21 protein-coding genes and 1 pseudogene are annotated in these 25907 nt (G+C 36.1%); 20 read left to right on the top strand and 2 right to left on the bottom strand.

What is annotated here, in order from left to right; translation table 11 throughout:
• The first annotated feature begins 277 nt into the window (after positions 1 to 277).
• The 9 genes from WMO14_RS12640 (at position 278) to WMO14_RS12600 (ending at position 10084) form a co-directional block, all read left to right on the top strand.
• Positions 278 to 2005, top strand: a complete 1728-nt coding sequence (locus WMO14_RS12640; protein WP_349153931.1) for an ABC transporter ATP-binding protein — start codon at positions 278 to 280, stop codon at positions 2003 to 2005.
• Positions 2005 to 3867, top strand: a complete 1863-nt coding sequence (locus WMO14_RS12635; protein WP_022502929.1) for an ABC transporter ATP-binding protein — start codon at positions 2005 to 2007, stop codon at positions 3865 to 3867. The genes WMO14_RS12640 and WMO14_RS12635 overlap by 1 nt, the downstream gene beginning before the upstream one ends.
• Before the next feature lie 97 nt (positions 3868 to 3964).
• Complete coding sequence (locus WMO14_RS12630) at positions 3965 to 4885, top strand: AAA family ATPase (RefSeq protein WP_082421599.1); 921 nt, start codon at positions 3965 to 3967, stop codon at positions 4883 to 4885.
• Entirely contained in the window at positions 4885 to 6639 is a 1755-nt protein-coding gene (locus WMO14_RS12625; RefSeq protein ID WP_022502927.1) for a vWA domain-containing protein, read from the top strand. Before WMO14_RS12630 ends, WMO14_RS12625 begins: the two co-directional genes overlap by 1 nt.
• Before the next feature lie 136 nt (positions 6640 to 6775).
• Positions 6776 to 6868: a zinc-ribbon domain-containing protein gene (locus WMO14_RS12620; protein WP_022502926.1), complete on the top strand. Its 93-nt coding sequence runs from the start codon at positions 6776 to 6778 to the stop codon at positions 6866 to 6868.
• A gap of 51 nt (positions 6869 to 6919) precedes the next feature.
• Positions 6920 to 7381: a MarR family winged helix-turn-helix transcriptional regulator gene (locus WMO14_RS12615; protein ID WP_022502925.1), complete on the top strand. Its 462-nt coding sequence runs from the start codon at positions 6920 to 6922 to the stop codon at positions 7379 to 7381.
• A gap of 223 nt (positions 7382 to 7604) precedes the next feature.
• A complete protein-coding gene (locus WMO14_RS12610; RefSeq protein ID WP_055175593.1) occupies positions 7605 to 8006 on the top strand; it encodes a GntR family transcriptional regulator in 402 nt (133 codons plus the stop codon).
• A 47-nt stretch (positions 8007 to 8053) separates the two neighbouring features.
• The gene (locus WMO14_RS12605; protein WP_349153930.1) at positions 8054 to 9460 is read left to right on the top strand and encodes a hypothetical protein; all 1407 of its coding nucleotides are present in this window, start codon (positions 8054 to 8056) and stop codon (positions 9458 to 9460) included.
• Positions 9461 to 9742: 282 nt separating this feature from the next.
• Positions 9743 to 10084 carry a HEAT repeat domain-containing protein gene (locus WMO14_RS12600; RefSeq protein ID WP_022502922.1) on the top strand — a complete coding sequence of 114 codons (342 nt, stop codon included), beginning with the start codon at positions 9743 to 9745 and terminating at the stop codon, positions 10082 to 10084.
• Between the two features lie 198 nt (positions 10085 to 10282).
• Here WMO14_RS12600 and WMO14_RS12595 read toward each other — a convergent pair whose 3' ends face one another.
• Positions 10283 to 11083, bottom strand: coding sequence for an SDR family NAD(P)-dependent oxidoreductase (locus tag WMO14_RS12595; protein ID WP_022502921.1), 801 nt, complete (start codon positions 11081 to 11083; stop codon positions 10283 to 10285).
• Between the two features lie 674 nt (positions 11084 to 11757).
• On the opposite strand from WMO14_RS12595, the gene pflA reads away from it, so the two are divergent.
• The 7 genes from pflA to WMO14_RS12560 all read left to right on the top strand — a co-directional run bounded on the left by pflA (position 11758) and on the right by WMO14_RS12560 (position 19704).
• Entirely contained in the window at positions 11758 to 12516 is a 759-nt protein-coding gene (gene pflA, locus WMO14_RS12590) for a pyruvate formate-lyase-activating protein (RefSeq protein ID WP_022502920.1), read from the top strand.
• A gap of 10 nt (positions 12517 to 12526) precedes the next feature.
• Entirely contained in the window at positions 12527 to 13273 is a 747-nt protein-coding gene (larB, locus tag WMO14_RS12585) for a nickel pincer cofactor biosynthesis protein LarB (protein ID WP_055175578.1), read from the top strand.
• Positions 13274 to 13891: 618 nt separating this feature from the next.
• The gene (gene pfkB, locus WMO14_RS12580; protein ID WP_022502918.1) at positions 13892 to 14806 is read left to right on the top strand and encodes a 1-phosphofructokinase; all 915 of its coding nucleotides are present in this window, start codon (positions 13892 to 13894) and stop codon (positions 14804 to 14806) included.
• 45 nt (positions 14807 to 14851) lie between these two features.
• Entirely contained in the window at positions 14852 to 16807 is a 1956-nt protein-coding gene (locus tag WMO14_RS12575) for a PTS fructose transporter subunit IIABC (RefSeq protein ID WP_349153929.1), read from the top strand.
• A gap of 157 nt (positions 16808 to 16964) precedes the next feature.
• Positions 16965 to 17222: an HPr family phosphocarrier protein gene (locus WMO14_RS12570; protein WP_022502916.1), complete on the top strand. Its 258-nt coding sequence runs from the start codon at positions 16965 to 16967 to the stop codon at positions 17220 to 17222.
• Positions 17223 to 17299: 77 nt separating this feature from the next.
• Positions 17300 to 18931, top strand: coding sequence for a phosphoenolpyruvate--protein phosphotransferase (ptsP, locus tag WMO14_RS12565; protein ID WP_022502915.1), 1632 nt, complete (start codon positions 17300 to 17302; stop codon positions 18929 to 18931).
• A 26-nt stretch (positions 18932 to 18957) separates the two neighbouring features.
• On the top strand, positions 18958 to 19704 hold the full coding sequence (locus tag WMO14_RS12560; RefSeq protein ID WP_022502914.1) for a DeoR/GlpR family DNA-binding transcription regulator: 747 nt from the start codon (positions 18958 to 18960) through the stop codon (positions 19702 to 19704).
• Between the two features lie 60 nt (positions 19705 to 19764).
• Here the strand turns inward: WMO14_RS12560 and WMO14_RS12555 are convergent, their stop codons facing one another.
• On the bottom strand, positions 19765 to 20148 hold the full coding sequence (locus WMO14_RS12555; protein WP_022502913.1) for a metal-dependent transcriptional regulator: 384 nt from the start codon (positions 20146 to 20148) through the stop codon (positions 19765 to 19767).
• 213 nt (positions 20149 to 20361) lie between these two features.
• Between WMO14_RS12555 and add the strand changes: the two genes are divergently transcribed.
• The 4 genes and pseudogenes from add to WMO14_RS12535 form a co-directional block, all read left to right on the top strand.
• Positions 20362 to 21450 carry an adenosine deaminase gene (gene add / locus WMO14_RS12550; protein ID WP_242854134.1) on the top strand — a complete coding sequence of 363 codons (1089 nt, stop codon included), beginning with the start codon at positions 20362 to 20364 and terminating at the stop codon, positions 21448 to 21450.
• Complete coding sequence (locus tag WMO14_RS12545; RefSeq protein ID WP_349153928.1) at positions 21377 to 23281, top strand: RelA/SpoT-related domain-containing protein; 1905 nt, start codon at positions 21377 to 21379, stop codon at positions 23279 to 23281. The genes add and WMO14_RS12545 overlap by 74 nt, the downstream gene beginning before the upstream one ends.
• Before the next feature lie 21 nt (positions 23282 to 23302).
• A complete protein-coding gene (locus tag WMO14_RS12540) occupies positions 23303 to 24961 on the top strand; it encodes an ATP-binding protein (RefSeq protein WP_349153927.1) in 1659 nt (552 codons plus the stop codon).
• Positions 24962 to 25049: 88 nt separating this feature from the next.
• Positions 25050 to 25799 (top strand): annotated as a pseudogene (locus tag WMO14_RS12535) (amino acid ABC transporter substrate-binding protein); the annotation flags it as partial.
• Positions 25800 to 25907 lie beyond the last annotated feature (108 nt).

Here is a 25907-nt window from a genome sequence, read left to right as displayed (position 1 = left end):
TGTTAGTGATGTATAGTGTTACACGAAGTAACTATCTTAATAAAAATAAGATTGATAATTAATTAACAATCATTATGGCCACACTTTAACACTTATATATGCGGATGTCAATAAATTATTGCCGTTTTATAGAAAGTTTAGAAGTTAATAATTTATCAGTTCCCAATTTAGATATGGATAATCAGGTATTTGAAGTCTGAAGGCTGAAAATATAAGTTGACAGTGCAAAAATTGATGTTACAATAGTTGCAGATACAACAATTGGAGGTGCATTTTAATGCTTAAAAGAATATTTTCTTATATGAAACAGTATAAGAAATATGCCTGTCTGGCACTTTTATGTATTGCTGTTGAGGCAGTGCTTGAACTTATGGTGCCTATGATTATGGCTGATTTAATTGATAATGGTGTTGCTAATGGCGACACAGCTTATATTTATACTAAGGGCTTGCAGATGGCAGGCTGTGCGGTTCTGGCACTTATCCTTGGCATTGGAAGTGCAAGATTTTCAGCACTTGCAGGACAGGGACTTGGTGCTAATATAAGGCAGGCAGAATATGAGAAATTACAATCATATTCATTTGCCAATATCGACCATTTCAGGGTTTCTTCGTTGGTTACACGTCTGACAAGTGATGTTACGAATATACAGAATTCGGTATCAACAGGTATGAGACCATTTGGCAGAAGCCCGGTTATGCTTATATTTGCATCATCAGTGGCATTTACAATTAACAGAACGCTTGCACTTGTATTCTTTGTGGCACTGCCTATACTTGCCGTTCTTCTCATAATTATTATTATGAATGTCCGTCCACTTTATGGACGTATGCAGAATGCAATAGATTTAGTCAACAGAAGCATTCAGGAAAATCTTACTGCGATAAGAGTAGTTAAAGCATATGTAAGAGGTGATTACGAGGTTTCTAAGTTTGAGGAAGTTAATGCTAATCTTAAGAAAGAGTCAGAGAAAGCATTCGGTATAGCAGTTCTTAATATGCCAGCTATGCAGTTTGTTATGTATGGAACGATTATATCAATTCTCTTTATCGGCGGACATCTTATTAATGCAGGACAGTTAAAGATTGGTGAGCTTACAAGCTTTTTAAGTTATGTTCTTCTTATACTTAATTCACTTATGATGATGTCAAATGTATTTCTTATGATGACACGTTCTTTAGCCTCAGCTTCAAGAATTGTCGAAGTTCTTGATGAAAAAATAGACATAACAGATGAACAGGCAGAGGATATAAGTGTTAAAAAGGGTTCAATTGAGTTTGACCACGTATGGTTTAAATACAAGAAAGAGGCAAAAGAATATGTTCTTTCTGATGTTTCATTTAATATAGAAGCAGGACAGACTATTGGAATAATAGGACAGACGGGTTCAGCCAAGACAACGCTTGTATCACTTATTCCAAGATTATACGATGCAACCAAAGGAACGGTGAGAATAGACGGAATAGATGTAAAAAAATATCCTATGAGACATTTAAGGGATGCTATTGCAGTTGTATTGCAGAAGAACACTTTATTCTCAGGCTCACTGCTTTCTAACCTCTACTGGGGTAATGAGAATGCTTCTATGGAGGAGATAAATGAAGCCTGCCATATTGCCTGTGTAGATGAATTCTTAGACAGACTTCCACAGGGGTATGATACTGATATGGGACAGGGCGGTGTCAATGTATCAGGTGGACAGAAGCAGAGAATATGTATTGCGAGAGCTATATTAAAAAAGCCAAAGGTGCTTATTCTTGATGACTCAACAAGTGCGGTAGATACAGCGACAGAAGCTAAGATAAGAGAGGAACTTGCTAATAAGCTTCCAGATATGACCAAGATTGTAATAGCACAGAGAATATCTTCGGTAAAGCACGCTGACCAGATTATCATACTGGACAGGGGAAAGGTAGCTGCGATAGGCACACACGAAACACTTCTTGCCAATAACAGGATTTATCAGGAAATATATGAATCACAGAAGGAAGGGGTGGATTTATAATGGCTAAATATGTTGGATATAAAAGACCTAAAGATACCAAGAAGACATTGAAACAGTTATTCGTATATCTTGGACATTATAAATGGATGCTTATATTAGTAGCATTTCTTGTATTCATAAGTGCAGGAGCTAATGTTACAGGAACTTATCTTATTAAGCCTGTTGTCAATAGATTTATTGTTCCGGGCAATATGACAGGGCTTTTAAAGGCTGTTATAGCAATGGGTGTGATGTATGCGTGCGGAGCGTTGTCAACACTTGGATATAACCGCATTATGGTGAAAATGTCACAGAAGGTTATACAGGATATAAGAAATGATTTATTTAAGCATACACAGAAGCTTCCATTAAAATATTTTGATGCACATACACACGGCGAACTTATGAGCCGTTTTACTAATGATGTTGATACAGTTCAGGAAGCTATGAATAACAGTTTTGCTATGATAATACAGAGTTTTATTATGCTGTTTGGTACACTTACGATGATGATGGTATTAAGCATACGTCTTTCTATGATAGTTGTCGTATTTCTTATTATAATGTTCTTCTTTATCAAATTTAACAGTAAGCACAGTAAGAAATATTTTAACAGACAGCAGGAAGAGCTTGGTAAAATCAATGGATTCGTTCAGGAGATGATGGCTGGACAGAAGGTTGAGAAGGTATTTAACCACGAGGAAAAGGATTACGGGAAATTCTGTGAAATGAATGAGAATTTCAGAAAAGAGTCAACTAATGCACTGGCATTTGCTGGAATGATGATTCCTACAATAGTAAGTCTTTCTTATCTTAATTATGCAATATCAGCCTGTGTTGGCGGTATATTTACATTAAAGGGACTTATGGATTTAGGTACGCTTTCAGCATATCTTGTATATGTAAGGCAGAGTGCGATGCCTCTTAACCAGTTCACACAACAGGTTAATTTCCTGCTTTCAGCCTTATCAGGTGCAGAGCGTATATTTGATATGATGAACGAAGAACCTGAGGTTGATGAAGGCAGGGTTACATTATGTAATGTTACGAAAAATGAAGCTGGTGAACTTATGGAAGCTTCAGGTAATACAGGAATATACGCCTGGAAGGTTCCAGCGACGAAAGATAAAGCAGGCTATCTTGTTGAGTTAAAGGGAGATGTGCGATTTAAAGATGTTGTGTTTGGATATGTAAAAGAAAAGACTATTCTTAATGATGTAACTTTATATGCAAAGCCGGGACAGAAGATAGCATTTGTAGGCTCAACCGGTGCAGGAAAGACAACAATAGTTAATCTTATTAACAGATTTTATGATATCCAGTCAGGAACAATAACTTATGACGGAATAGACATTAAGGATATAAGTAAAGATGATTTAAGAAGGTCAATGGCAATGGTTATACAGGAAACACATCTGTTTACAGGAACTATTGCAGACAATATACGATATGGAAAGCTTGATGCAACAGATGAGGAAGTAAGGGAGGCAGCCGTAATAGCTAATGCAGATTCATTTATAAGAAGGCTTCCAGATGGTTATGATACAATGCTTTATTCCGATGGAAGCAATCTTTCACAGGGACAGCGCCAGCTTCTTGCCATTGCGAGGGCAGCAGTAGCCAAGCCTCCTGTACTTATTCTTGATGAGGCGACAAGCTCAGTAGATACAAGAACAGAAAGACTTATCGAGAATGGTATGGATGCAATAATGGAAGGCAGAACAGTATTCGTTATTGCACACAGATTGTCAACTGTAAGAAATTCCAAGGCGATTATGGTACTTGAGAAAGGACAGATTATTGAGCGTGGAAGCCACGATGAGCTGATAGAGCAGAAAGGAAGATATTATCAGCTCTATACGGGACAATTCGAACTTGAATAAATCGGACATTAATATAGCTTGAATTATTGTAATTTGAAATAAATAAATAAAAAGAATATAATCAAAATATAAAAAAATAGTTAAAGAGGTGTTGGTATTGAATAATCTGATTGAGTTTTTGAAGCAGGAAGGTGTTTCTGCACAGCTTGTAGAAGAAGTCCGGCATTATTCAGAAGAACATACTGTAGATGAAGCATTAAAAAAACGTATTCCTGTACCACATTTTCATTATTATGGCAATAAGGTATGGGAAGAGGCTCTTGCAGTGCTTCTGTGTGGCAGAAATCTTTTGCTGGCAGGAGAGAAGGCAACGGGAAAAAATGTGCTTGCACAGAATCTTGCAGCAGTTTTTGAACGTCCGGCATGGGATATTTCCTTCCATGTTAATATGGATGCGGCTGCGCTGATAGGTTCTGATACATTTCACGATGGCAGGGTTACATTCAGACCCGGACCTGTGTACTGTTGTGCACAAAGTGGCGGCTTTGGGATTCTCGATGAAATCAATATGGCAAGGAATGAAGCACTTGCAGTCTTACATTCTGTACTTGATTTCAGACGTGTAATTGATGTTCCAGGATATGACAGGATAGAGGTTGCAGATGATACACGTTTTATTGCTACGATGAATTATAATTATGCAGGTACAAGGGAATTAAATGAGGCACTTGCCTCAAGATTTGTAGTTATACAGATGCCGCCACTGGCAAAGGAAGATCTTGAGAGACTGTTAAAGGATCAGTTTCCTTCACTTGTTACTAAGTATAACAAACAGTTTGCACTTTTATTTAATGAACTTCAGAAAAAATGTGAAAATGGTGAACTTACAGAGAAAGCTTTGGATCTGCGTGGATTAATTGATGCTATAAGTCTTATAAAAAAGGGTATTCCAATCAGGGATGCATTGGATCTTGGAATTACCAATAAGATATTTGACAGCTATGAAAAAGAGCTTATACGTGATGTAATAGCTTCAAGGTTTCCCTTAAAGCTGCATAATACGGAGGTGTTTGAATAATGCGTACCATTTCTTATACTGCTAAGGAAAGACGGGCTGCTAATCAGGTATGGAATGCGGCGGAACGCTATAATTTTGATCCATTGTTTCTGGCTGTTGAAACAGGGGATTTAGATTCAGATTTATATATGAATCTTATAATTGGACTGGCATATAAGTATTATGGTGAAAAGGCAATCAGCACTTTATTTGGTTATTGGAACGGAGATATCAGTCAGGCTATGCTGGATGATCTGACATGGCTTTATCTGGAACATGTACTGTATACAGAGGAAGCATTAAAACGTCCGTCTATGACTGATTTACGGGTTTATTATGGAAAGGCTTTTTTTGCAGGTGAATATAAGCTGTCGAGGCAGGAGTGGATGAGTAAAAACCGGCTTGTATATAATATGCAGTCAGCCAGATGGAGCAGTGTGTCAGGGAAAAAGAAGGTTCTGCTGACACCAAATGAACAAAAGCTGTATGCAGAACTGACACCACAGATAATGCCTGAAACAGACCGGTTGATAGATGCTGTGCTGGCAATTTATCGCAAATTTAATCTTTTTGATGGCGTAAAACATGAAAAAAAAGCGTTGCGACTGCATTTTACAGGGGCATTTGCCCGGATAATGACAAGAATAATGCCTGTCAGCTCTGTAAGAAATAATCATGTAATGGTTATGCGTTCTTCTGCGGCGGACAATATGACTGGTGAAGCAGCTTACAGTAAAAAGAAAGATAATATAACATATAAGAAAGAAAATGATGACTGCTCTTATATTGAGAATTGTTTTGGAAGATCTGTTATATCAGAGCAGACTCTTATTAAAATAGAAAAAGAACTGTGTACAGGCAGTCATACAGGATGCCATTTATGGTTTACAGATGGAAAATATATAACAAAGAAAAATATACCGAAGGAATTTCTTCATTTAAGAGAACAGTCACAGCTGCAGGTTGAAAGAAATCATTCATATTATAATAAAAATGTACGGCTTTATGATAGTCTTATTGCACATATAGTCGAACAAATCCGTAATAGCGAATATATAAGTCAGAAGACAGATGTAATATCAGGTCAGAGAGGAAGGCTTGATACAACCAAAGTATGGCGTGCAGAATATATAGAAGATAACAGGATTTTTCACACATATGAAGATGATAATCAACCGTCCTTTACAGTGGATCTGCTTCTTGATGCATCTGCTTCAAGGCTTCAGTATCAGGAAATGCTTGCTGCGCAGGGAGTAATTATTTCCAAAAGCCTCGTGAAATGTAATATACCGGTCAGGGTAACAAGATTTTGCAGTGTTAGAGGATATACAGTTTTTCATATATTGAAGTCTTTTAGGGATAAGAAGTGCGACAATATTTTCAATTATTATGCTGCCGGTTGGAATCGTGATGGTCTTGCTTTTCGGGGAATTGGTAAAATCCTTGATATGAACCCGGGGGTGGCTGACAGGCATCTTGTGATTATTTTAACAGATGCTGCGCCTAATGACAGCCAGCGTATTCTGCCATCACAGGACAGCCCGTTTGGACATGATTATAGCGACGATATTTCTGTTAATGATGCAGCCGAAGAGGTACGTGCACTGCGTGCTAAAGGAATACATGTATCAGCCGTTTTTATGGGAAATGATGCGGCGGCCAATAGCGCAGAAAAGATTTATGGAAAAGAATTTACAAGAATACGTCGTATTGATGAGCTGGCAAAGGCGGCAGGAAGACTTATACAAAAAGAGATTCAGTCGTTGACAAGATAATTGCAAATGTGTATGTGATTAGGAATGGAGATAATAGGGTGTTGGTATTTTATATTTTTATATAATTGTGAAAATGTATATATACATAAAATGACAACTAATATAAAATAAAAAAACAAAAGAAATGGAGAATGTAATGTACTGTAAAAATTGCGGAATGAAACTGGAGAATGGGACTAAGTTCTGCGGCGGATGTGGAATGCCAGTCGATAATGAGATTTTTGAATGAAAAAATACTTGATTATATGGAGAGGACAATAATTAAGAAAAGAGGGTCATTATGAAAAGTAAGCAGAATGTAAGACATTACCTGTTTGACGTGGAAATGCTAAGACGAAGATTATTAAGACCATATTTTATAGAACTTGGACTGACAGTTGGACAGGGGCAGCCACGCATATTATATGAGTTAAGAAAATGTGATGGAATGAGCCAGAAAGAATTGTCAGATGCCTGCCTTATAGAGGTGACTACGATGTCAAGAACGCTTGACAGATTAGAGAGTATGGGACTTATTAAAAGACAGAATAATCCAGAGTGTAGGCGTTCGTGGATTATATCTTTAACAGAAGAAGGAAAGGAAAAAGCTGACAGGGTATCTGATATATTTGATATGGCTGAGGAAGTGTTCCGCAAAGGTATAGGCGAAGAAGAGCTTAACAGTATGTGTGCAACGCTTGAAAAGATAGAGAATAATCTTAATGAAGCTATAGAGGAGCAAAGCACGGAGGGGAATAATTAACAGGTAATAGTATCTGATAATAGTATTCAATTATATTATTTTCAAATTATATTGCAAAGTAGTATTATTTGTATTACAATAACTAATACAAATAATACTACTTTTTTATTTGCCTTATTAATAAGATTGTGAAAAGGTTATATTTGTTTAATGTAAGGTTCATAAGATATCGGTTAGGTCAATTCTATGTTGTGAATATTGTGTCAGGAAAGGAGTTAATACAATGATTATTGAATTAGATATGAATAGCAGTACACCTATATATGTCCAGCTTCGTAATCAGATTGTAATGGGAATTGGACGTGGTGAATTAAAGCTTGGCGAGAGCCTGCCAACGGTAAGACAGCTTGCACAGGATATTGGAGTTAATACAATGACAGTGAATAAAGCGTACCAGATATTAAAGACAGAAGGATATATTAAAATAGACCGCAGGCACGGAGCAATAGTATCAGATAATATTGATATGGATATTGTATTCAGGGAAAAGCTTGAAAATGAACTTGAATTATTATTAGCAGAAGCAGCTATTAATGGAATGGATAAGAGAGATTTTCTAAGTATGTGTAATGAAATATATTCAAAAATCAAAGTGTCAGGTGACAGTGAACCAAAGACAACATAAATACAAAAGTAAAAGCATTTTGGTGACTGGACGGGGAGGATAATATTATGGGAATAGCATTGTTTGTGATAGCATTGGTAAGCAATATATTTACAATTTTAATTGTGAGATTTGGATTTATAGGCAATTATGAATATAAGCAGGGAATGATTCTTGGTGTTCATATACCACAGGAGAATATTGGTGATGAAGAGGTTGCAGGTCTTATTGAAAAGACAAAGCATAATTATAAAATATTCCAGAATGTTAATGCTTTTTTGGGTATAGCAATATGTTTTGTGAATTTTCTTAATATGATAATATTTGTGCTTATCTGGTGTGTGTGGCTTATTGGTTATGCTGTAGGTATAGAATTATTGATGATTATACCACATAGAAAAATGTATGATATAAAGGTTAAGAATAAATGGGTTATAGAGAGCCAGAAAAGGATATATGCAGATACTTCCCTGTCAGCAGTCAGAGGAGAAGTTAAGTTGTATTATCATTTAATACCGATAGGTGCTGAGATTGTTACAGGTATTATTCTGTGGGTAGTAAGTGGCAGAACAAAAGATTTTAATCAGGCACTTATATTATTACTTATTACATTGCAGGTATCGCTGATATCATTTGTATTTAATGTGGCATTTAATAAAAGAGAAAGAAATGTATACAGTAAAGATACGGCTGTTAATCAGGCAGTCAATAATACTGTTAAAAAATATATATTTAAAGGAATGTTAATAACTAACATAATCAATGCTTTATCGTGGCTTTATATATTTATTGAATATATCGGACATAGCAGAATAACAGATGCAGACTATTATGTGTATATGGGAATTCAATTTATGTATACACTTGTTATTTTATGGATGATTATTATTATTGGAAAGAAGAAAGAGGAGATACTTAACAGAGATAACGAGCCGTTATATGTAGATGATGATGAGTATTGGAAAACTGGATTCTATAATAACCCTGCTGATCCTAAAGTATTAGTCAAGAACAGACTGAGTGATACGAATTATTCATTCAATCTTGGCAATAAAGCTGGAAAAGCAATAATGTGGTCGCTTGAGGCTGTCGTTGCCGGATTTATTATATGGTTTGTGGCTATTATGATACCATATATTAATGTCCATATAGATACAGAAATTAAAGATAATTACTTCACAGTAAAAGCGGTGGGATATAAATTCTCAATTAATATTGATAATATTGAGGAAGTACAGCTTATGGATAAAATGCCTAAAGACAGCTTTACAAGGACTAATGGCGGGGCGACAGAGGAGTATAACATAGGTAATTATAAAGGTAATACATATGGAAAATGTATGCTTTTTATATGGAATGGCTATGGACCTGTGGTTATGATAAAGGGAGATAACAAGACAGTATTTGTTAATTATAAGGAAGATGGGGAAGCATTAAAGCTTTATGAGCAGTTGTCTGGTGCAGATAAAATATGACTACTTCGTAGTCACTTAGAAGTTTCTTCGAAACTTTATATGTGCTGAAAAGCTGCAAAAAAAATAAGATATAATATGACTACTTCGTAGTCACTTAGAAGTTTCTTCGAAACTTCGTATGCGTGGAAAAGCTGCGCAAAAAATAAGATATAATGAGCATATCAAAATTGCATTTTACATTTAATGATAAAAGATGTATAATCTCTATTAATGAAAACCTAATTAATAAATATCGCGATAGATTAGATTTCACTATTTATATTTATAAGGGAGGAATCTGATATGTTATTTAAGAAGGATATTAACAAAAAAATCGAACATCTTGTAAAGAAAAATGATTTCTATGCAGTTGCAGATTATGTGTATGGAACTAAGGAAGAGAAGCTTGACCTGGCTAAAGCCTTAGGAACTAACGATAATAACAGCAGTGTTGATTTATTGTTAAGACTTGTTGATGATAAAGATGATGATGTTGTATATGCAGCTTGTGAGGCATTAAGAAATGTCGGATCAGAACACAATACTGCGGATTTACTTGAGAAGCTTAATAATCTTCCAAAAGAAAAAGAGCATTTAAGAGAAGAAATCAGCAGGACTGTACAGGAATTACATCATAGAAATTAATATAAACGATATATAAGACTTATTGAAATATATCAGAAAGATAAAATATATGTAAACTGTATAAAAGTGTATGGTGGTTGTATAATGAAGTTTATAGATAGCTGATAACGTTATAATAAAAAGAAAGGGTACTGGAATTATGTTTTCAGTACCCTTTTTTGAGTTTGGTAATTGATACCCTTTATTAGTTATTGTTGGTTATGGACGCTGTCCAAGTCCACCCTCAAGTGTGAGAGTTTCACCTGTCATATACTTAAAGTCTGGAGATGCAAGCTGTACGCATACACGTCCGATTTCAAGCTCAGCATCACCGAAATGGCCTGCTGGTGGAGTATGAACATTTTTATCAAATGCCTCTGGATAAGCGTTTTTGAACTGCTCAAGCTGTGATGTCCACGCAAGAGGGCATATAATATTAACATTAATTCCATCTTTAGCCCATTCAGTTGCAGCAACTCTTGTAAGACCTCTTATACCTTCTTTAGCGGCGGCATAGGCACACTGTCCAAAGTTACCAAAAAGCCCAGCACCAGAAGCAAAGTTAATTACAGAGCCCTTACTTTCCTTAAGATAAGGATAGCAGGCTTTCATATAATAAAATGCGGCATAAAGACCTGAATACATAGCAAGATTGAACTGCTCTGTAGTATGTTCAGCAAGTGGAACGCCGGAAGCAGAGGCCTGTGCGTTATTGATAAGCACATCAATATGTCCAAATGTATCAATTGTCTGCTTAACGACATTAGCTACAACAGCTTCATTATCAGCAGAGGCATTAACATCTGCCTGAATTGTAAGAACCTTGATATTGTAAAGCTTTTCTAATTCTTCTTTAGCGGCGGCAAGCTTGCTTTCATTACGTCCTGTAATGACAATATTAGCACCCTCCTTAGCATAAGCTGTAGCAATTCCATATCCGATAGAACCACATCTTCCGTCACTTAATACGGCACGGCCAGCCCCTGTTATAATGGCGGTTTTACCTGTTAAAAATCCCATAAATCTAATCTCCCTGTCTGTGATATTTACGATAATCAGGAATAAGTTAAAGCACACAATGTACTTTCGATAAATTCCAGTCGTGGATTTATAATAACATAGTCAGACTAAACAAACAATATAATTATGCGAAAATTATTATCAAAAAGAAGAAAAATACTAAAAACTATTTAAAATAACAGCAATGTTAAAAAAATATCAAAATTATATCACAAAATACTGTTAATTGATAATTTGTTAACAAAAAGTAGTTCAGCACAAAACAATGTGCAAGATACAGTAATTAGCAGAGCTGATAGAGGAGTTACCTGATATTAATAATGTGTATACATAAAAATTAATGTTGAATTAATAAAGAGGATATTAAAGAAGTCAAGAATTGAATAATATAATTAAATGGCAGAATAATGAGGTAAAATAATTAATTGGTTTACTGAACACCGGATAATATTATGTGATTCATTAGATTTATGGAAAAGAGGATAATTTTAACAAAGATGGTGAATTCTTTTTGTTTTTGACACTTATATCATATTAATGTAGAATAAAATGGTTTATTATGATAATATCTTGTATACACTATTGTTGTATAATATTCCACGGAAGCTTCATACCGGCGCGCATAGGGTATGAATGATTATGGACAGAGGATATGCGCAGAAATGAGGATTATTATGTCAGATATAAAAGGAAGAATTCATTCAGTAGAAAGTTTTGGTTCAGTTGACGGACCTGGTGTAAGATATATAGTATTTCTTCAGGGGTGTCATATGAGATGTAAATATTGCCATAATCCAGAGACCTGGAAGTTAGAGGATGGCGAACTCCAGACACCACAGGAAGTATTTGATAAGGCTTACAGATACCATAACTACTGGAAAGATAATGGAGGCATAACTGTGAGTGGTGGAGAAGCACTTCTTCAGATTGAATTTGTTACAGAGCTTTTTAAGATAGCCAAGAAAGAAGGAGTTCATACAACTCTTGATACATCAGGCAATCCATTTACATTTGAAGAACCATTTATAAGCAAGTTCAATGAGCTTATGGCAGTTACAGATCTTTTTATGCTCGATATTAAGCATATTGACGATGAAAAGCATAAGAAACTTACAGGCTGGACTAATAAGAATATATTAGATATGGCAAAATATCTTTCGGATAATAACAAGGATATGTGGATACGTCACGTACTTGTGCCAAAGGTTACAGATGATAAGGAAGATTTACAGGCACTTTCAGATTTCGTTAAGTCATTAAAGACAGTTAAGAGATTTGAAATTCTTCCATATCATACACTTGGTGTATTTAAGTGGCACGATCTTGGTGTGAAATATGAGCTTGAAGATATTATGCCTCCAACTAAGGAAGAAATACAGAGAGCTGATGATATACTTCATACAGGTGATTACAAGGGATATCTTGAAAAATGAGGAAAATGCCGTGAACAAAGAGGAACTTAACAATTTATTGGAAAATGTTGCCTCTGGTGCTATTTCTCCGAAAGAGGCGGCAGATAGTATTAAATTAGAATCATTTAAGGATTTAGGCTTTGCCAAGGTTGATACCAACAGGGAATTAAGACAGGGAATGTCGGAAGTTATATATGGCAAAAGCAAGACTAAAGAGCAGATTGCCGGTATAGTTGGTGCAATGCTTGAAGAAAAAGAAAAGACAATCCTTATAACCAGAATGAGCAGGGAAGCCGCTGATTATGTGGCACAGCAATATAACCTGAATTATGATGAATTATCGCAGATTGGAATAATTGGCGATATGCCAGAAAAGAATGGCAAGGGCAGGATTGTTGTAGCAACAGGCGGAACAAGTGATATACCAGTTGCCGAGGAAGCAGCCAGGACAGCAGAAGTATATGGCAATGAAGTTGTAAGGCTGTATGATGTTGGCGTTGCAGGAATGCACAGGCTTATGAACCATATTGATGCTATAATGAATGCAAGAGTTATAATTGCAATTGCTGGTATGGAAGGTGCACTTGCAAGTGTCATAGGAGGTATGGCTGACTGCCCTGTTATAGCTGTTCCAACAAGTGTTGGTTATGGAGCTAATTTTGGCGGTTTGTCAGCACTGCTTTCAATGCTTAATTCCTGTGCAAGCGGTGTAAGCGTTGTTAATATTGACAATGGCTTTGGTGCGGGATATCTGGCGAGTATGATAAATCATATGTGATGTGGATTATACAATGTAGATTATATGTGATGGCAAGTGGTATCGGTCGGTGCCGGTGTGATTGCAGGTAGTATTATATATTATTTTTGTAATTAATTATAATGCATATCATATAGTGAAACCGAGTTATATATTATATATAAGACATAATAACCCCCAAGCAGATTATGAAAATGTTTATTCATAATTTACTTGGGGGTTGTTTGATGAAAATACTAATATTTATGCTTCAGAGTTTCTTCTGCTTTATTAAATATAAGCTAGATGACCTCCGGGTCAACATCATCAGACTGATACTGAGAATAAATAGCTTCTATATTTTCTTTGTAAATGTTCTGGGTAATATTAAATAGATTTCTTACATCATCATTATAAAATGTATATTTGTCGGAATCAAGTATCTGAATAAGATCTGGGAATTAAAACAATCATAAGTGTTCATACTAATTCAATTAAATAGTATAATTCCACATAAAATCCTAATAATAAATCTTATATATGTACAATCTGCACAAAAAAGAATATGAATGTTTGTGAATGATAATAATTGATTATGAATGAATATGGAGTTATTATAATGATAACAAAAGGAACGTGACCAGAAGGGAGGGATATAAAGTGATATATACCGTAACATTTAATCCATCACTTGATTATATTGTATCTGTTAAAGATTTCAGACCAGGTATGACTAACAGGACGAGCAGTGAGTTAATGCTTGCCGGAGGTAAAGGAATTAATGTATCTATAGTTCTTGGCAATCTTGGAATAAAGAGTACAGCGTTAGGTTTTATTGCTGGATTTACTGGAGATGAGATTGTAAGAAGACTGCATAATGGTGGCATTAATTCAGAATTTATCAAAATTAATGACGGAATTTCAAGAATTAATATTAAGTTAAAGTCGATTGATGGAACGGAGATTAATGGACAAGGACCACATATAGATAGTTCTCATATTGAACAGCTTATGAACAGATTAAGAAGACTTGAAAGCGGTGATGTTCTTGTTCTTGCGGGTAGCATACCGGCAGGCATATCAGATAATATATATAAAGACATTATGGATATGTTAAAGGACAAAGGTGTTCAGATTGTGGTTGATGCAACAAGCAGGCTGTTGACTAATGTATTGGAATATAATCCATTTTTTATAAAGCCTAACCAGCACGAGCTTGGAGATATATTTAATGTGACACTTAATACACAGGAAGAAGTTATTCCGTATGCTTTGGAATTAAAGAAAATGGGTGCTGTTAATGTATGTGTATCAATGGGTGGAAAAGGTGCAATACTTGTAGCAGATGATGGCAATGTGTATAAAGCAAAGGCTCCGGACGGGATACTTAAGAATTCAGTGGGGGCAGGAGATTCACTTGTAGCGGGCTTCCTTTCAGGCTGGATTGAAAAGAAAGATTATGAGTATGCGTTCAGGAAAGGTGTTGCAACAGGAAGTGCCAGTGCATTTTCGGAAAGATTGGCAACTAACGGAGAAGTTAATGATCTTATAGGTAAAGTTACTATAATCAGATAATTATTACAGAGTGTTTAAACTTATTATAAATATGGAGGTATGTATATGAGGATTACCGATTTATTAAGTGCTTCAAGTATAGATCTTAATGCAAAGCCTTTAAATAAAAAAGAGGCAATAGAGCAGGCTGTGAAGCTTATGGCGGCCAGCGGTAATATTACAGATATTGAAGCGTATACGAAGCAGGTTATTGCAAGAGAAGAAGAAAGCACAACTGGTGTTGGAGAGGGAATTGCCATACCACACGGCAAATGCAGTGCGGTAAGCAGACCGGGACTTGCAGCTATGATTATAAGGGATGGAGTTGATTATGATTCATTAGATGGTGAACCTGTTAATGTATTGTTTCTTATAGCAGCTCCGGATAGTGAGGATAATGTTCATCTAGATGTATTAAGCAAGCTTTCGGTGCTTCTAATGGATGAAGAATTTATCAGAAAGTTAAAAGCAGCTAAGGATATTGGGGGATTTCTTGAAGTTATCGATAATGCAGACAGTGAAAGCAAGAGCATTGATGAAAGATTGCAGGATACAGGCACATATAATGCTGGCAATAGTGATACGAATCCGGCTAACAGGTATATAGTGGCTGTAACTTCGTGTCCTACAGGTATTGCACATACGTATATGGCAGCTGAGGGTCTGGAAAAAGCAGCTAAAAAGGCAGGCTGTACAATTAAGATAGAGACAAGAGGTTCAGCAGGTGCTAAAAATGTGCTTACAGATGAAGATATAGAAAAAGCGGAATGTATAATAGTTGCGGCAGATGCCAAAGTGCCAATGGCAAGGTTTGAAGGACATAAGGTTATAGAATGTCAGGTATCAGACGGAATTAATAAAGCTGATGAATTAATAAGTCAGGCACTTAGCGGTGATGTTCCCGAATATCAGGTACATGGGATGGGCAGATCTTCTGATGATAGTCAGGCAGCTGCGGTTAAGAAGAATAAATCAGGCGGAGTTGGACATCAGATATATACACAGCTTATGAATGGTGTTTCGCATATGCTTCCATTTGTAGTTGGCGGTGGTATTCTGATTGCCATAGCATTTCTTATTGATGGAATTAATGTTGATATGAACAGTCTTTCTGAAGCTGAAAGAGCTAATTTTGGTACTATAACACCAGTTGCAGCTTTGTTTAAGAATATAGGTGGAGCAGCATTTGGATTTATGCTTCCTGTGCTTGCAGGATATATTGCAATGGCAATAGGTGACAGACCGGCACTGGCACTGGGTTTTGTCGGAGGATATATTGCAGCTAATGGAAAGTCTGGATTTTTAGGTGCTTTAGTTGCAGGCTTTGCGGCTGGATACATTATTTTAGGTTTAAGAAAATTGTGTGACAAGCTTCCAGAAGCACTTGAAAAGATTGCACCTGTGCTTATATATCCGGTTGTGGGAATTCTTGTTATAGGACTTGGAATGAACTATGTAATAGAGCCTGTTATGGGGGCGATTAATACAGGGCTTAATTCATTCCTTGTTGGAATGGGAAGTTCAAGCCGTATAATTCTTGGATTTGTGCTTGCAGCAATGATGGCAATTGATATGGGTGGTCCATTTAATAAAGCAGCATATGTATTTGGAACAGCTTCAATTGCATATGGTAATTACGATATTATGGCAGCAGTTATGATTGGTGGTATGGTTCCACCTTGTGCTATTGCACTTGCTACAATGTTATTTAAGAATAAGTTCACTAAGGAAGAAAGAGAGGCAGGACCAACCAACTTTATTATGGGACTTGCATTTATAACAGAAGGTGCCATTCCATATGCGGCGGCAGATCCGCTTCACGTTATACCAGCATGCCTTATTGGTTCTGGAATAGCAGGAGCAATAAGTATGTTATTTAAGTGCACGTTAATGGCTCCACACGGTGGAATATTCGTGTTCCCGGTTGTCGGCAACCCATTATATTATCTTTTAGCATTAGTTGTTGGAACAATCGTTTCTTGTTTCCTTCTTGGAGTATTAAAGAAGAAGGTTAATGAATAGATTAATTAATAAAATATAATTTTAAAATAAAGTATATGACTGTAGCCTGGCGTATCTGGTATGGTCCTGTTAAAAACACAATATATAAATATAAAAAACACAAAATATACCAAAACGAAACGTTTAAAATAAAAGATACGCAGAAAAGAGGTTTATTATGAAAGAATTTAATTATACAATTACAGACAAAGAAGGAATCCATATGAGACCAGCAGGTGAACTTGTAAAAGCAGCTAAGCAGTTTGAGAGTAGTATATTAATTAAGAAAGACGGAAAGACTGCTGACTGCAAGAAGGTATTTACAATAATGTCATTAGCAGTAAAATGTGGACAGGAAGTAACAGTAAATGTAGAAGGTACAGACGAAGAACAGGCAGCTGCAAAGATTGAAGAATTTATGAAAGCTAATATGTAAATTAAAGTGCCAGGGTTAAAGTATATAAATTAAAATACCTAATTAAAGGGCTGAAATTAAAGAAAGGAGGGGCTGTTATGTATGAATATAAAGGAAAAAGCGTGTTTGGCGGGATAGCCATAGGCAGAATTAAAGTGTACAGTAAAGAACAACAGCAGGTTAAGCGGATGCATATTGATGATTGTGAGAGCGAGAAGCAAAGATATATTAATGCCGTTGATAAAGCAGTTGAACAGTTAGGTATGCTTTATGATAAGGCTTTAAAGGAAGTCGGTGAAGCCAATGCGGCAATATTTGAAATGCACCAGATAATGCTTGAAGATGACGATTATAAAGAGTCGGTTCTTAATATAATTGATAATCAGAATGTTAATGCTGAATATGCAGTTGCACAGACCTCGGATAACTTTTCATCAATGTTTGCGGCTATGGACGATGAATATATGAGAGGCAGGGCTTTAGATGTAAGAGATATTTCTGAAAGACTTATAACTATTCTTAGTGGTGGTAAAAGCAGTACAATAGAATCTGATGAGCCGTCAATAATCATTGCAGAAGATTTGGCACCATCGGAAACTGTACAGATGGATAAAGAAAAGATATTATCATTTGTAAGTGTTAAGGGTTCGGTTAATTCACATACAGCTATACTTGCAAGGACAATGGGGATACCAGCCCTTATAGGAACAAAAGGTGTTCTTGATGAAGATATAGACGGCTTAACAGGCATTGTTGACGGCTTTAATGGAGTTGTGTATATCAATCCTGATAGCGAGACACTTGACCGCTACAAGAAAGAACAGGCGAAGTATATAGAACAGAAGGAACTTTTAAACAGACTTAAGGGAAAAGAAGATGTAACGCTTGATGGAACAAAGATAAAGTTGTATGCTAATATTGGTAATGTTAAGGATATAGCGTTAGTTCTTGCTAATGATGCGGCAGGAATAGGATTGTTCAGGAGTGAATTCATCTATCTTGAGAGAACTGATTTTCCGACAGAAGAGGAACAGTTTAATATATATAAGACTGTTGCGGAAAATATGGCTGGAAAGCCGGCTATAATAAGAACACTTGATATAGGTGCAGACAAGCAGTGTGACTATTTTAATCTTGATAAAGAGGACAATCCGGCATTAGGTGTGAGAGCTATCAGAATATGCCTTACAAGAACGGATATATTTAAGACACAGTTAAGAGCTTTATACAGGGCGAGTGCATATGGCAATATTCATATTATGTATCCGATGATTGCTAATATGTGGGAGATAGACCGCATAAAAGAGATTGAAAATGAGGTGAAGGCTGAGCTTGCGGCTCAGGAGATTAAGATAGGAAGCCCAAAGACAGGAATAATGATAGAGACACCGGCGGCTGCAATGATTAGCGATGAGCTTGCAAAAAAGGTTGATTTCTTTAGTATTGGAACTAATGATTTGACACAGTACACATTGGCTGTTGACAGGCAGAATCCTAAGCTGGATACATTTTTTGATGCACATCACCCAGCAGTGCTAAAGATGATTAAAATGGTTGTCGATAATGCACATAGAGCCGGGATATGGGCAGGAATATGTGGAGAGCTTGGAGCTGATACAAGCCTTACACAGAAGTTTCTTGAAATGGGTGTTGATGAATTGTCGGTTTCGCCGGGGAGAATTCTTCCAATCAGAAAGATTATCCGTGACACTGATGTATCTGAATTATAATTGGTATATTGGAAAAGGTGATTGTTATGCTTGCAGAGAAAAGACACGAATATATACTTCAGGAGTTGAAACGCAAGGGAAGTATAACTGTCAATGAGATTAAAGAAGAACTTGGAATTTCAGAATCTACAATTAGAAGAGATTTGAATTTGCTTGATGAAGAAGGCAAGCTTGTCAAGGTATTTGGAGGTGCAGTATCAGCAGGTTTTGAAGTTTCAGGCAGTGAACCAAGCGTTACGCAGAAGCGTGAAATAAATATTAATGGCAAGAAGCTTATTGCAAAATATGCGGCAGGACTTATAGAACCTGATGATTTTGTATATATGGATGCAGGCACTACAACAGGTTGTATGATTGATTATATAACAGAAAAGCGGGCGGTATATGTGACTAATGCTGTTACACACGCAAGAAATCTTGCGGCGTTAGGTTTCAGGGTTATACTTATAGGTGGTGAGCTTAAGGGTTCAACAGAAGCAGTAGTAGGTGCTAATGCTATTGAAATGTTAAGAAATTATAATTTCAACAAAGGATTTTTTGGTACAAATGGCATAAGTATTAAATGTGGATTTACAACGCCTGATATTAATGAGGCAGAAGTTAAGAAAATGGCGATGTGCCATTGCAATCACAAAATAATTCTTGCAGACAGCACCAAATTCGATAATGTAAGTTCAGTGACATTTGCAAGGATTGATACAGCTAAGATAATAACTGATGAAGAAGTGCCTGCTGGTTATAGGGATTATAATATTTATAAGGTGAATGGATGATGTTATAATTAAAAAATGAACAATATTAAAAGGGACTTTTTAAGTCCCTTTTTTAGTAAGTTATTTCTGTCTGTTGCTAAGCTGTTCAGATATAGCCTGTTTAATGGCATTGAAAGACTCTTTGCTTATATCGTGTTCGATACGGCACGCATCCTCCTCGGCAGTCTGCTTATTGACACCAAGCTGTATTAACCAAGAAGAAAGTATCTGATGTCTTTCATAAATCATCTCGGCAATTTCCCTGCCAGAGTCTGTAAGGTATATATAACCTTCTTTAGTTACGCGTATATGTTCTGATTCACGAAGATTCTTCATAGCAATGCTGACGCTTGACTTCTTATAGCCCATTTCGTTGGCAATATCAATTGAACGCACAACAGGCAGTTTCTTGCTAAGCATAAGTATTGTTTCTAAATAATCTTCAGCTGATTCGTGGATGACCATAATTATTCCCCCTGACTAACATTTATGTGAATTAATAAATAATTGTAGATTATAAAGCAATTAATAAATAATTAATGTAAATATAATACTAATAAGTATAATAAGTATAACATAAACCTGGCAAATAATCAAACTTATAGTTAGTGCGAATTATCTATGCCTTTCAAAGCTGTATAAATATGTGCTATAATAAAGCTGTACATAGTGGGAGATTTGAAAAAAGCTAGAGCTGCCCTTACAAGGCACCAGATTGATATGCGTAAAATGTACGCAGAAAAGAGGATTATTATGAATATTAATATAGATAAATTACACTGCCTTATAGATTTACACGTTCACCTTGATGGTTCAGTCAGTATTCCAATGGCTAAGAGGCTGGCTCTTATTAATGGTATTGAACTTAATGAAAGTGAAGAAGACCTGAAAGAAAGATTACAGGTGTCCAAAGACTGCAGGGATTTGAATGAATATCTGGAAAAATTTGAATTTCCACTGACACTTTTGCAGAAAGCTGAAGCTATTACTGAATGTGTGAGAATGTTAATAGCTGGGCAGGATAGTCAGGGGATAATGTACAGTGAGATAAGATTTGCACCACAGCTTCATATGCAGAAGGGGTTGACACAGGAAGAGGTTGTGCAGGCGGCAATAAAAGGACTCGGTAATTCAGATTATCACAAGCTTATATTATGCTGCATGAGGGGAAGTGATAATGAGGAGCTTAATAAAGAAACGATAAGGATTGCCCATACATATCTTGGACGTGGAGTTGTGGCACTAGATCTTGCCGGTGCAGAAAAATTATATCCAACAAAGCAGTTTGTTGGAATATTTAAAGAAGCTTTGGCATATAATATTCCGTTTACAATACACGCAGGTGAAGCAGATGGAGAAGAAAGCATAAAGACGGCAATATATATGGGAGCTGAAAGAATAGGACACGGAATAAGGGCAGCCTGGTCAGAGGATATGATTAAGGAGCTGGCAGATAAGAATATTCCGTTAGAATTGTGTCCTACAAGTAACCTTAATACGAAAGTTGTTGATAATATTGCTGATTATCCAATTATGAAACTTATTAATAATGGTGTTAAAGTTACCATAAATACGGACAATATGATGGTTTCAGGCACAAGTATTAAAAATGAGCTTAAATTACTTGTGCAAACATTTCCTATAAATGGTATAATATTAAAGAATTTGCTTATTAATTCAGCAGAAGCTGCATTTGCCAAGGATAGCATTAAAGAACAGCTTAAAAGAAAGATATATGAAGAATTGGATGGGGTTACTTATGAATGAAGTTAATGAGTTATTTACAAAGGAGAATGTTGAACAGATAGTTGTTCCACAGGTTGTAAAAGATGATTTACTAAGCATTATAGAGGAAAAGCTAAAAAGAGCAGGATTTTACTACAGAATTGCATACAGGGTCAAGGCCGTTGATTCTATGGTGAATAAGCTTATATTTAAAGATTACAGACGTCCAGGTACGGAGAATGAAGATAAGAAAATGCAGGATCTTGTAGGAATAAGAATAATCCTATATTTTGTTGATGATGTAGATATATGCAGAAAGCTTTTAGATACATTATTTATATCTCCAGGAATGTGGGAGACTACGGAGAATAATGAATATGAATTCAAGGCTATGAAGGTCAATGGAATATTCAAGCTTCCAGCATATCTTAGCAAGACAATTGTCAATCCATATCTGTCAGATTATGTTGACGATACATTTGAGGTTCAGGTAAGGACGAACTCATTTGAGGGCTGGCACGAGATTGAGCACGATATGAGATATAAAGGCTCGGCGTTTGGAATAGGTAACGAAGCACTGGCAAGAAAGATGAACAGTATTCTTGCTACATTTGAACTGTGTGATGATTCGATAGCAGGGCTGCTTGAAGATTTAGGACACCAGCATTACAAAGACAAGAAATGGAATGATATGTTAAGGTGTCACTACAGGTTAAAGTTTGAGAATGAACCACTGCATCCATACATAGAGGAGCTGTTTGACTCAGACACAGAGCTTGCAAAGATATTTTATAAGGCACCAAGACAAGGGGCTATTGAACAGTTATGGCTTGATACTTCAGAGAATGGAATAGAGCTTACACTTAATAATATAGTAAAGATTGTCAATCAGATAGGCCCTGATGATGAAAGGCTTAACGAGGCATTTAGAAAGATAGAGCAGGAGCATAAGAATAAACAGGAATTCGAGGCTGGCGGTAAAAGACGCCGCTTTGAGCCGTTTAAACCGCTTGGCAATTATAAGGTATTCCAGTCACATTCCTGCATTGATCTTACTAATCTTTCTATGGAGGACGCATTTAAAAAGGCAGTTAATTACATATATTCGTGGGTACATTCAAGATTTAATGAAGTATTTGATGATATGCCGGGCAGTGTGGATACATATGATAATGAAAGACCGGGGTATAAGGTATCGCTTGAATATGATAATGAGAATTTATATTTCAAGGAGATTACAACGCACCTTGATTCTAAGGTCGCTAACAGGCTGTGGATATCGATTGCTACTATTAAGAAAGATGGTGACAGGCTTTTATTTGACGTAAGTAATGAATATGCTGAGCCAGCAGATAAGTACAGAGATAATGAAAATGTATTGTTCAGCCGTCCTAACTTCTATGGAGAGATAGCAGATAATATTGGAATCTGTGATGTGGAGAGGTTAAGACAGAATGTAAGGGGTATTGATAATGAAGAAGAATACAATACATTAAAGGATCTTATTAAAGATGATAATAGGCAGTTCCCTGTAGTTGTATTTGTGGCATCAGATGATTATTGGATAGAAAAGTTTGATGTGGACTATTTTGCATATCTTGTGGGGTATTATGCACATATTAAGAGGATTACAACAGATGAACTTTCTGAGCAATTTGCTAAAGATTATGATTTGGACGAAGACGAGTTTAGGGATTCAATCACTGTATTTTATCCAGGCAGAGAACCTAACACAAGTTATAAGTCGCATATCTTAAATACTACATTTGAGGTTATAAAGATAGAGAAAAGAAAATACTGGAATGAGAATGGGTGTAGGGCGTTCAGGCGACAACTTGTTTCAGATATAAGAGAGAATAATGTCATTATGTAGATAACAGAGGGGTAGAAAGTTATGAGTAGAGGGAATAATAAAAGCAGTATTGCCGCAGAAGGAACACAATGGTATGGAAATATTGTATCAAGCACGCTTCAGGCATATTACGAGGTGTACTATGTCAATCTTTCAGATAATACCTGCAAAAGAATATATCCGTGGTATATCGAGGATAATGAGTTTATAGATTATACTAACGAGGTCAACCGCAGAATATCAGGTAATATCATATGTAATAATTCGGAGGAAGATGTGTCAACGCTTCTTGCAGTTGATAATCTTAAATGTGAATTAAAACATAAAGATAAGACAGAGTACAGATACAAAAGACAGGTAACCAATGGAGTATTCAGGTGGTGTCTTGTAAGTGTTGTCGTTGAGAAGCGGAAAAATGGTGAGCCTGTAAGTGTTATTCTTATGATAAGGGACATTGAAGATGTTATAAAGAAAGAGATTGAACAGCAGCTTCTTATAGAAGAAGCACTTGCACAGGCTGAAAGTGCTAGCAGGGCAAAGGGAAAGTTCCTTTCTGATATGTCGCACGAAATCAGGACACCTATGAATGTGATTCTTGGATATGCCTCAATTGCACAGAATAATATGGATAATCGGGATCAGGATAAGGTTAAGGATTGCCTTGAAAAGATTAAAGAAGCTGGAAATCATCTGATTGGTATTATTAATGATGTGCTTGAGGTGTCAAGGATAGAGCAGGGAAAGATTAATATAGAAAATGAAAAAAGCGACATTTATGAGCTTATGACAGATTTCTATAATCTTGTAGAAATTCAGGCGGCAGTAAAGAAACAAAAGATGACAATTGATCTAGAGGGTATAACTGATAAATATGTGTATATGGATTGGACGAGAATAAGCCAGGTGCTTATTAATCTTATTAACAATGCAATCAAATATACGCCGGTTGGCGGACATATAGATGTTATTGTGAAAGAAGACTGTAATAATAATATAGGGGATAATATACATAATTATATTATTATAGTGAAGGATAATGGCAGGGGAATAGATGAAAAAGATATGCCATCATTATTTGATTTGTATACAAGGGGAGCATACGATAATGATATATCAGTAGAGGGAACAGGGCTTGGACTGTCTATATCCAAGCAGATAATTGAACTTATGAATGGAACAATAGATGTTGACAGTAAGTTAGGCGAAGGTACAACATTTACAGTAAAGTTACCGCTTCAATATGTTGTCAGGACACAGGCCGATAAAAATGTGACTGACAACGGGACAGATAATAATATAATAAAGAATAATCAGAGCCTGTCAGATATAAAGGTAATGGTTGTTGATGATAATCAGTATAACAGGGAAATTGCCTGCGAGCTTTTACGGGAAAATGGTGCTCATATAATTGAGTGTGCCAGTGGAAGTGAAGCTGTAGATTATATAAAATATAAAAAAGGTATTGTGGATATTATTCTTATGGACGTGTGTATGCCAGATATGGATGGTTTTGAGGCTACACGTTTAATAAGACAGTTAGAAAAAGACAGATGGCAGGATATTCCGATTGTAGCAATGACAGCTAATGCATTTGATGAGGACAGGAAGAAGGCACTGGAGCACGGAATGAATGGACATATAGCCAAACCATTCGATATAGATACATTTGCAGAAACAGTATTAGAATATGTAAAATATTAAGTTGACATAAGTGCATAAGTAGGGTACGATTTAGTGTATTAAAGTAATAAAATATTCACGTATTAGAGAAGTGAATTGCAAGAACAGAATGGAGATTAATATGAGGAACTGTACCAACACGCAATTATTAAGGAAAATGCTTATTGTACTTTTATTATGCTCTTTTATAGCAGGTACATTTACTGCCTGTTCAGATAAGAAGCAGTCAGACGGCAAGACAACATTTACAGTGGGTTTTGATGCGGAATTTCCACCTTATGGTTACAAAGATGAGAGTGGAGAATATGTTGGATTTGACTTATCTTTAGCAGAAGAAGTATGCAGACGTAATGGCTGGGAACTTGTCAAACAGCCAATCGACTGGGATTCTAAAGATATGGAACTTTCATCTGGAAGCATAGATTGTATATGGAATGGATTTACTATGGACGGAAGGGAGTCCGATTATACATGGACAACTCCATATATTGATAATTCACAGGTTGTAATAGTAAAGTCAGATTCAAGCATTAATTCATTATCAGACTTAGCAGGAAAAGTTGTTGTTGTGCAGTCAGACTCATCTGCACTTGCAGCATTTACCGGTGAAGATGCAGAACCGGAAAATGTTGCACTTGCTAAAAGCTTTGCCTCATTACAGCAGGTTGGTGATTATAATGGTGCATTTATGAATCTTGAGGCTGGTTCAGTTGATGCGATATGTATGGATATGGGTGTTGCCAATTATGAACTTAATGCAAGAGGCGGCAGATTCAGAATGTTGTCACAGCATGTATCTAATGAACAGTATGGAATAGGCTTTAAACTTGGCAATACAGAATTAAGAGATAAAGTACAATCAACACTTCTTGATATGCTTGATGATGGAACATTTCTTTCGATAGCTGAAGAATGGGGACTTGAGGAAAGCATATGCTTAAGTGCTGATAATGTTGTAAATGATAGT

This window comes from Lachnospira rogosae (ex Hitch et al. 2025) (assembly GCF_040096455.1).
Taxonomy (GTDB): Bacteria; Bacillota; Clostridia; order Lachnospirales; family Lachnospiraceae; genus Lachnospira; species Lachnospira rogosae.
Note: the sequence above shows the minus strand (reverse complement) of the source record. Positions and strands in the feature narration are given on the sequence as shown.

What these genes read in the sequence shown, in the direction of transcription:
- WMO14_RS12640 (WP_349153931.1), top strand. Translation starts at nt 278, where the DNA reads ATGCTTAAAAGAATATTTTCTTATATGAAACAGTATAAGAAATATGCC.
- WMO14_RS12635 (WP_022502929.1), top strand. Translation starts at nt 2,005, where the DNA reads ATGGCTAAATATGTTGGATATAAAAGACCTAAAGATACCAAGAAGACA.
- WMO14_RS12625 (WP_022502927.1), top strand. Translation starts at nt 4,885, where the DNA reads ATGCGTACCATTTCTTATACTGCTAAGGAAAGACGGGCTGCTAATCAG.
- WMO14_RS12620 (WP_022502926.1), top strand. Translation starts at nt 6,776, where the DNA reads ATGTACTGTAAAAATTGCGGAATGAAACTGGAGAATGGGACTAAGTTC.
- WMO14_RS12615 (WP_022502925.1), top strand. Translation starts at nt 6,920, where the DNA reads ATGAAAAGTAAGCAGAATGTAAGACATTACCTGTTTGACGTGGAAATG.
- WMO14_RS12610 (WP_055175593.1), top strand. Translation starts at nt 7,605, where the DNA reads ATGATTATTGAATTAGATATGAATAGCAGTACACCTATATATGTCCAG.
- WMO14_RS12605 (WP_349153930.1), top strand. Translation starts at nt 8,054, where the DNA reads ATGGGAATAGCATTGTTTGTGATAGCATTGGTAAGCAATATATTTACA.
- WMO14_RS12600 (WP_022502922.1), top strand. Translation starts at nt 9,743, where the DNA reads ATGTTATTTAAGAAGGATATTAACAAAAAAATCGAACATCTTGTAAAG.
- WMO14_RS12595 (WP_022502921.1), bottom strand. Translation starts at nt 11,083, where the DNA reads ATGGGATTTTTAACAGGTAAAACCGCCATTATAACAGGGGCTGGCCGT.
- pflA (WP_022502920.1), top strand. Translation starts at nt 11,758, where the DNA reads ATGTCAGATATAAAAGGAAGAATTCATTCAGTAGAAAGTTTTGGTTCA.
- WMO14_RS12575 (WP_349153929.1), top strand. Translation starts at nt 14,852, where the DNA reads ATGAGGATTACCGATTTATTAAGTGCTTCAAGTATAGATCTTAATGCA.
- WMO14_RS12570 (WP_022502916.1), top strand. Translation starts at nt 16,965, where the DNA reads ATGAAAGAATTTAATTATACAATTACAGACAAAGAAGGAATCCATATG.
- ptsP (WP_022502915.1), top strand. Translation starts at nt 17,300, where the DNA reads ATGTATGAATATAAAGGAAAAAGCGTGTTTGGCGGGATAGCCATAGGC.
- WMO14_RS12560 (WP_022502914.1), top strand. Translation starts at nt 18,958, where the DNA reads ATGCTTGCAGAGAAAAGACACGAATATATACTTCAGGAGTTGAAACGC.
- WMO14_RS12555 (WP_022502913.1), bottom strand. Translation starts at nt 20,148, where the DNA reads ATGGTCATCCACGAATCAGCTGAAGATTATTTAGAAACAATACTTATG.
- WMO14_RS12540 (WP_349153927.1), top strand. Translation starts at nt 23,303, where the DNA reads ATGAGTAGAGGGAATAATAAAAGCAGTATTGCCGCAGAAGGAACACAA.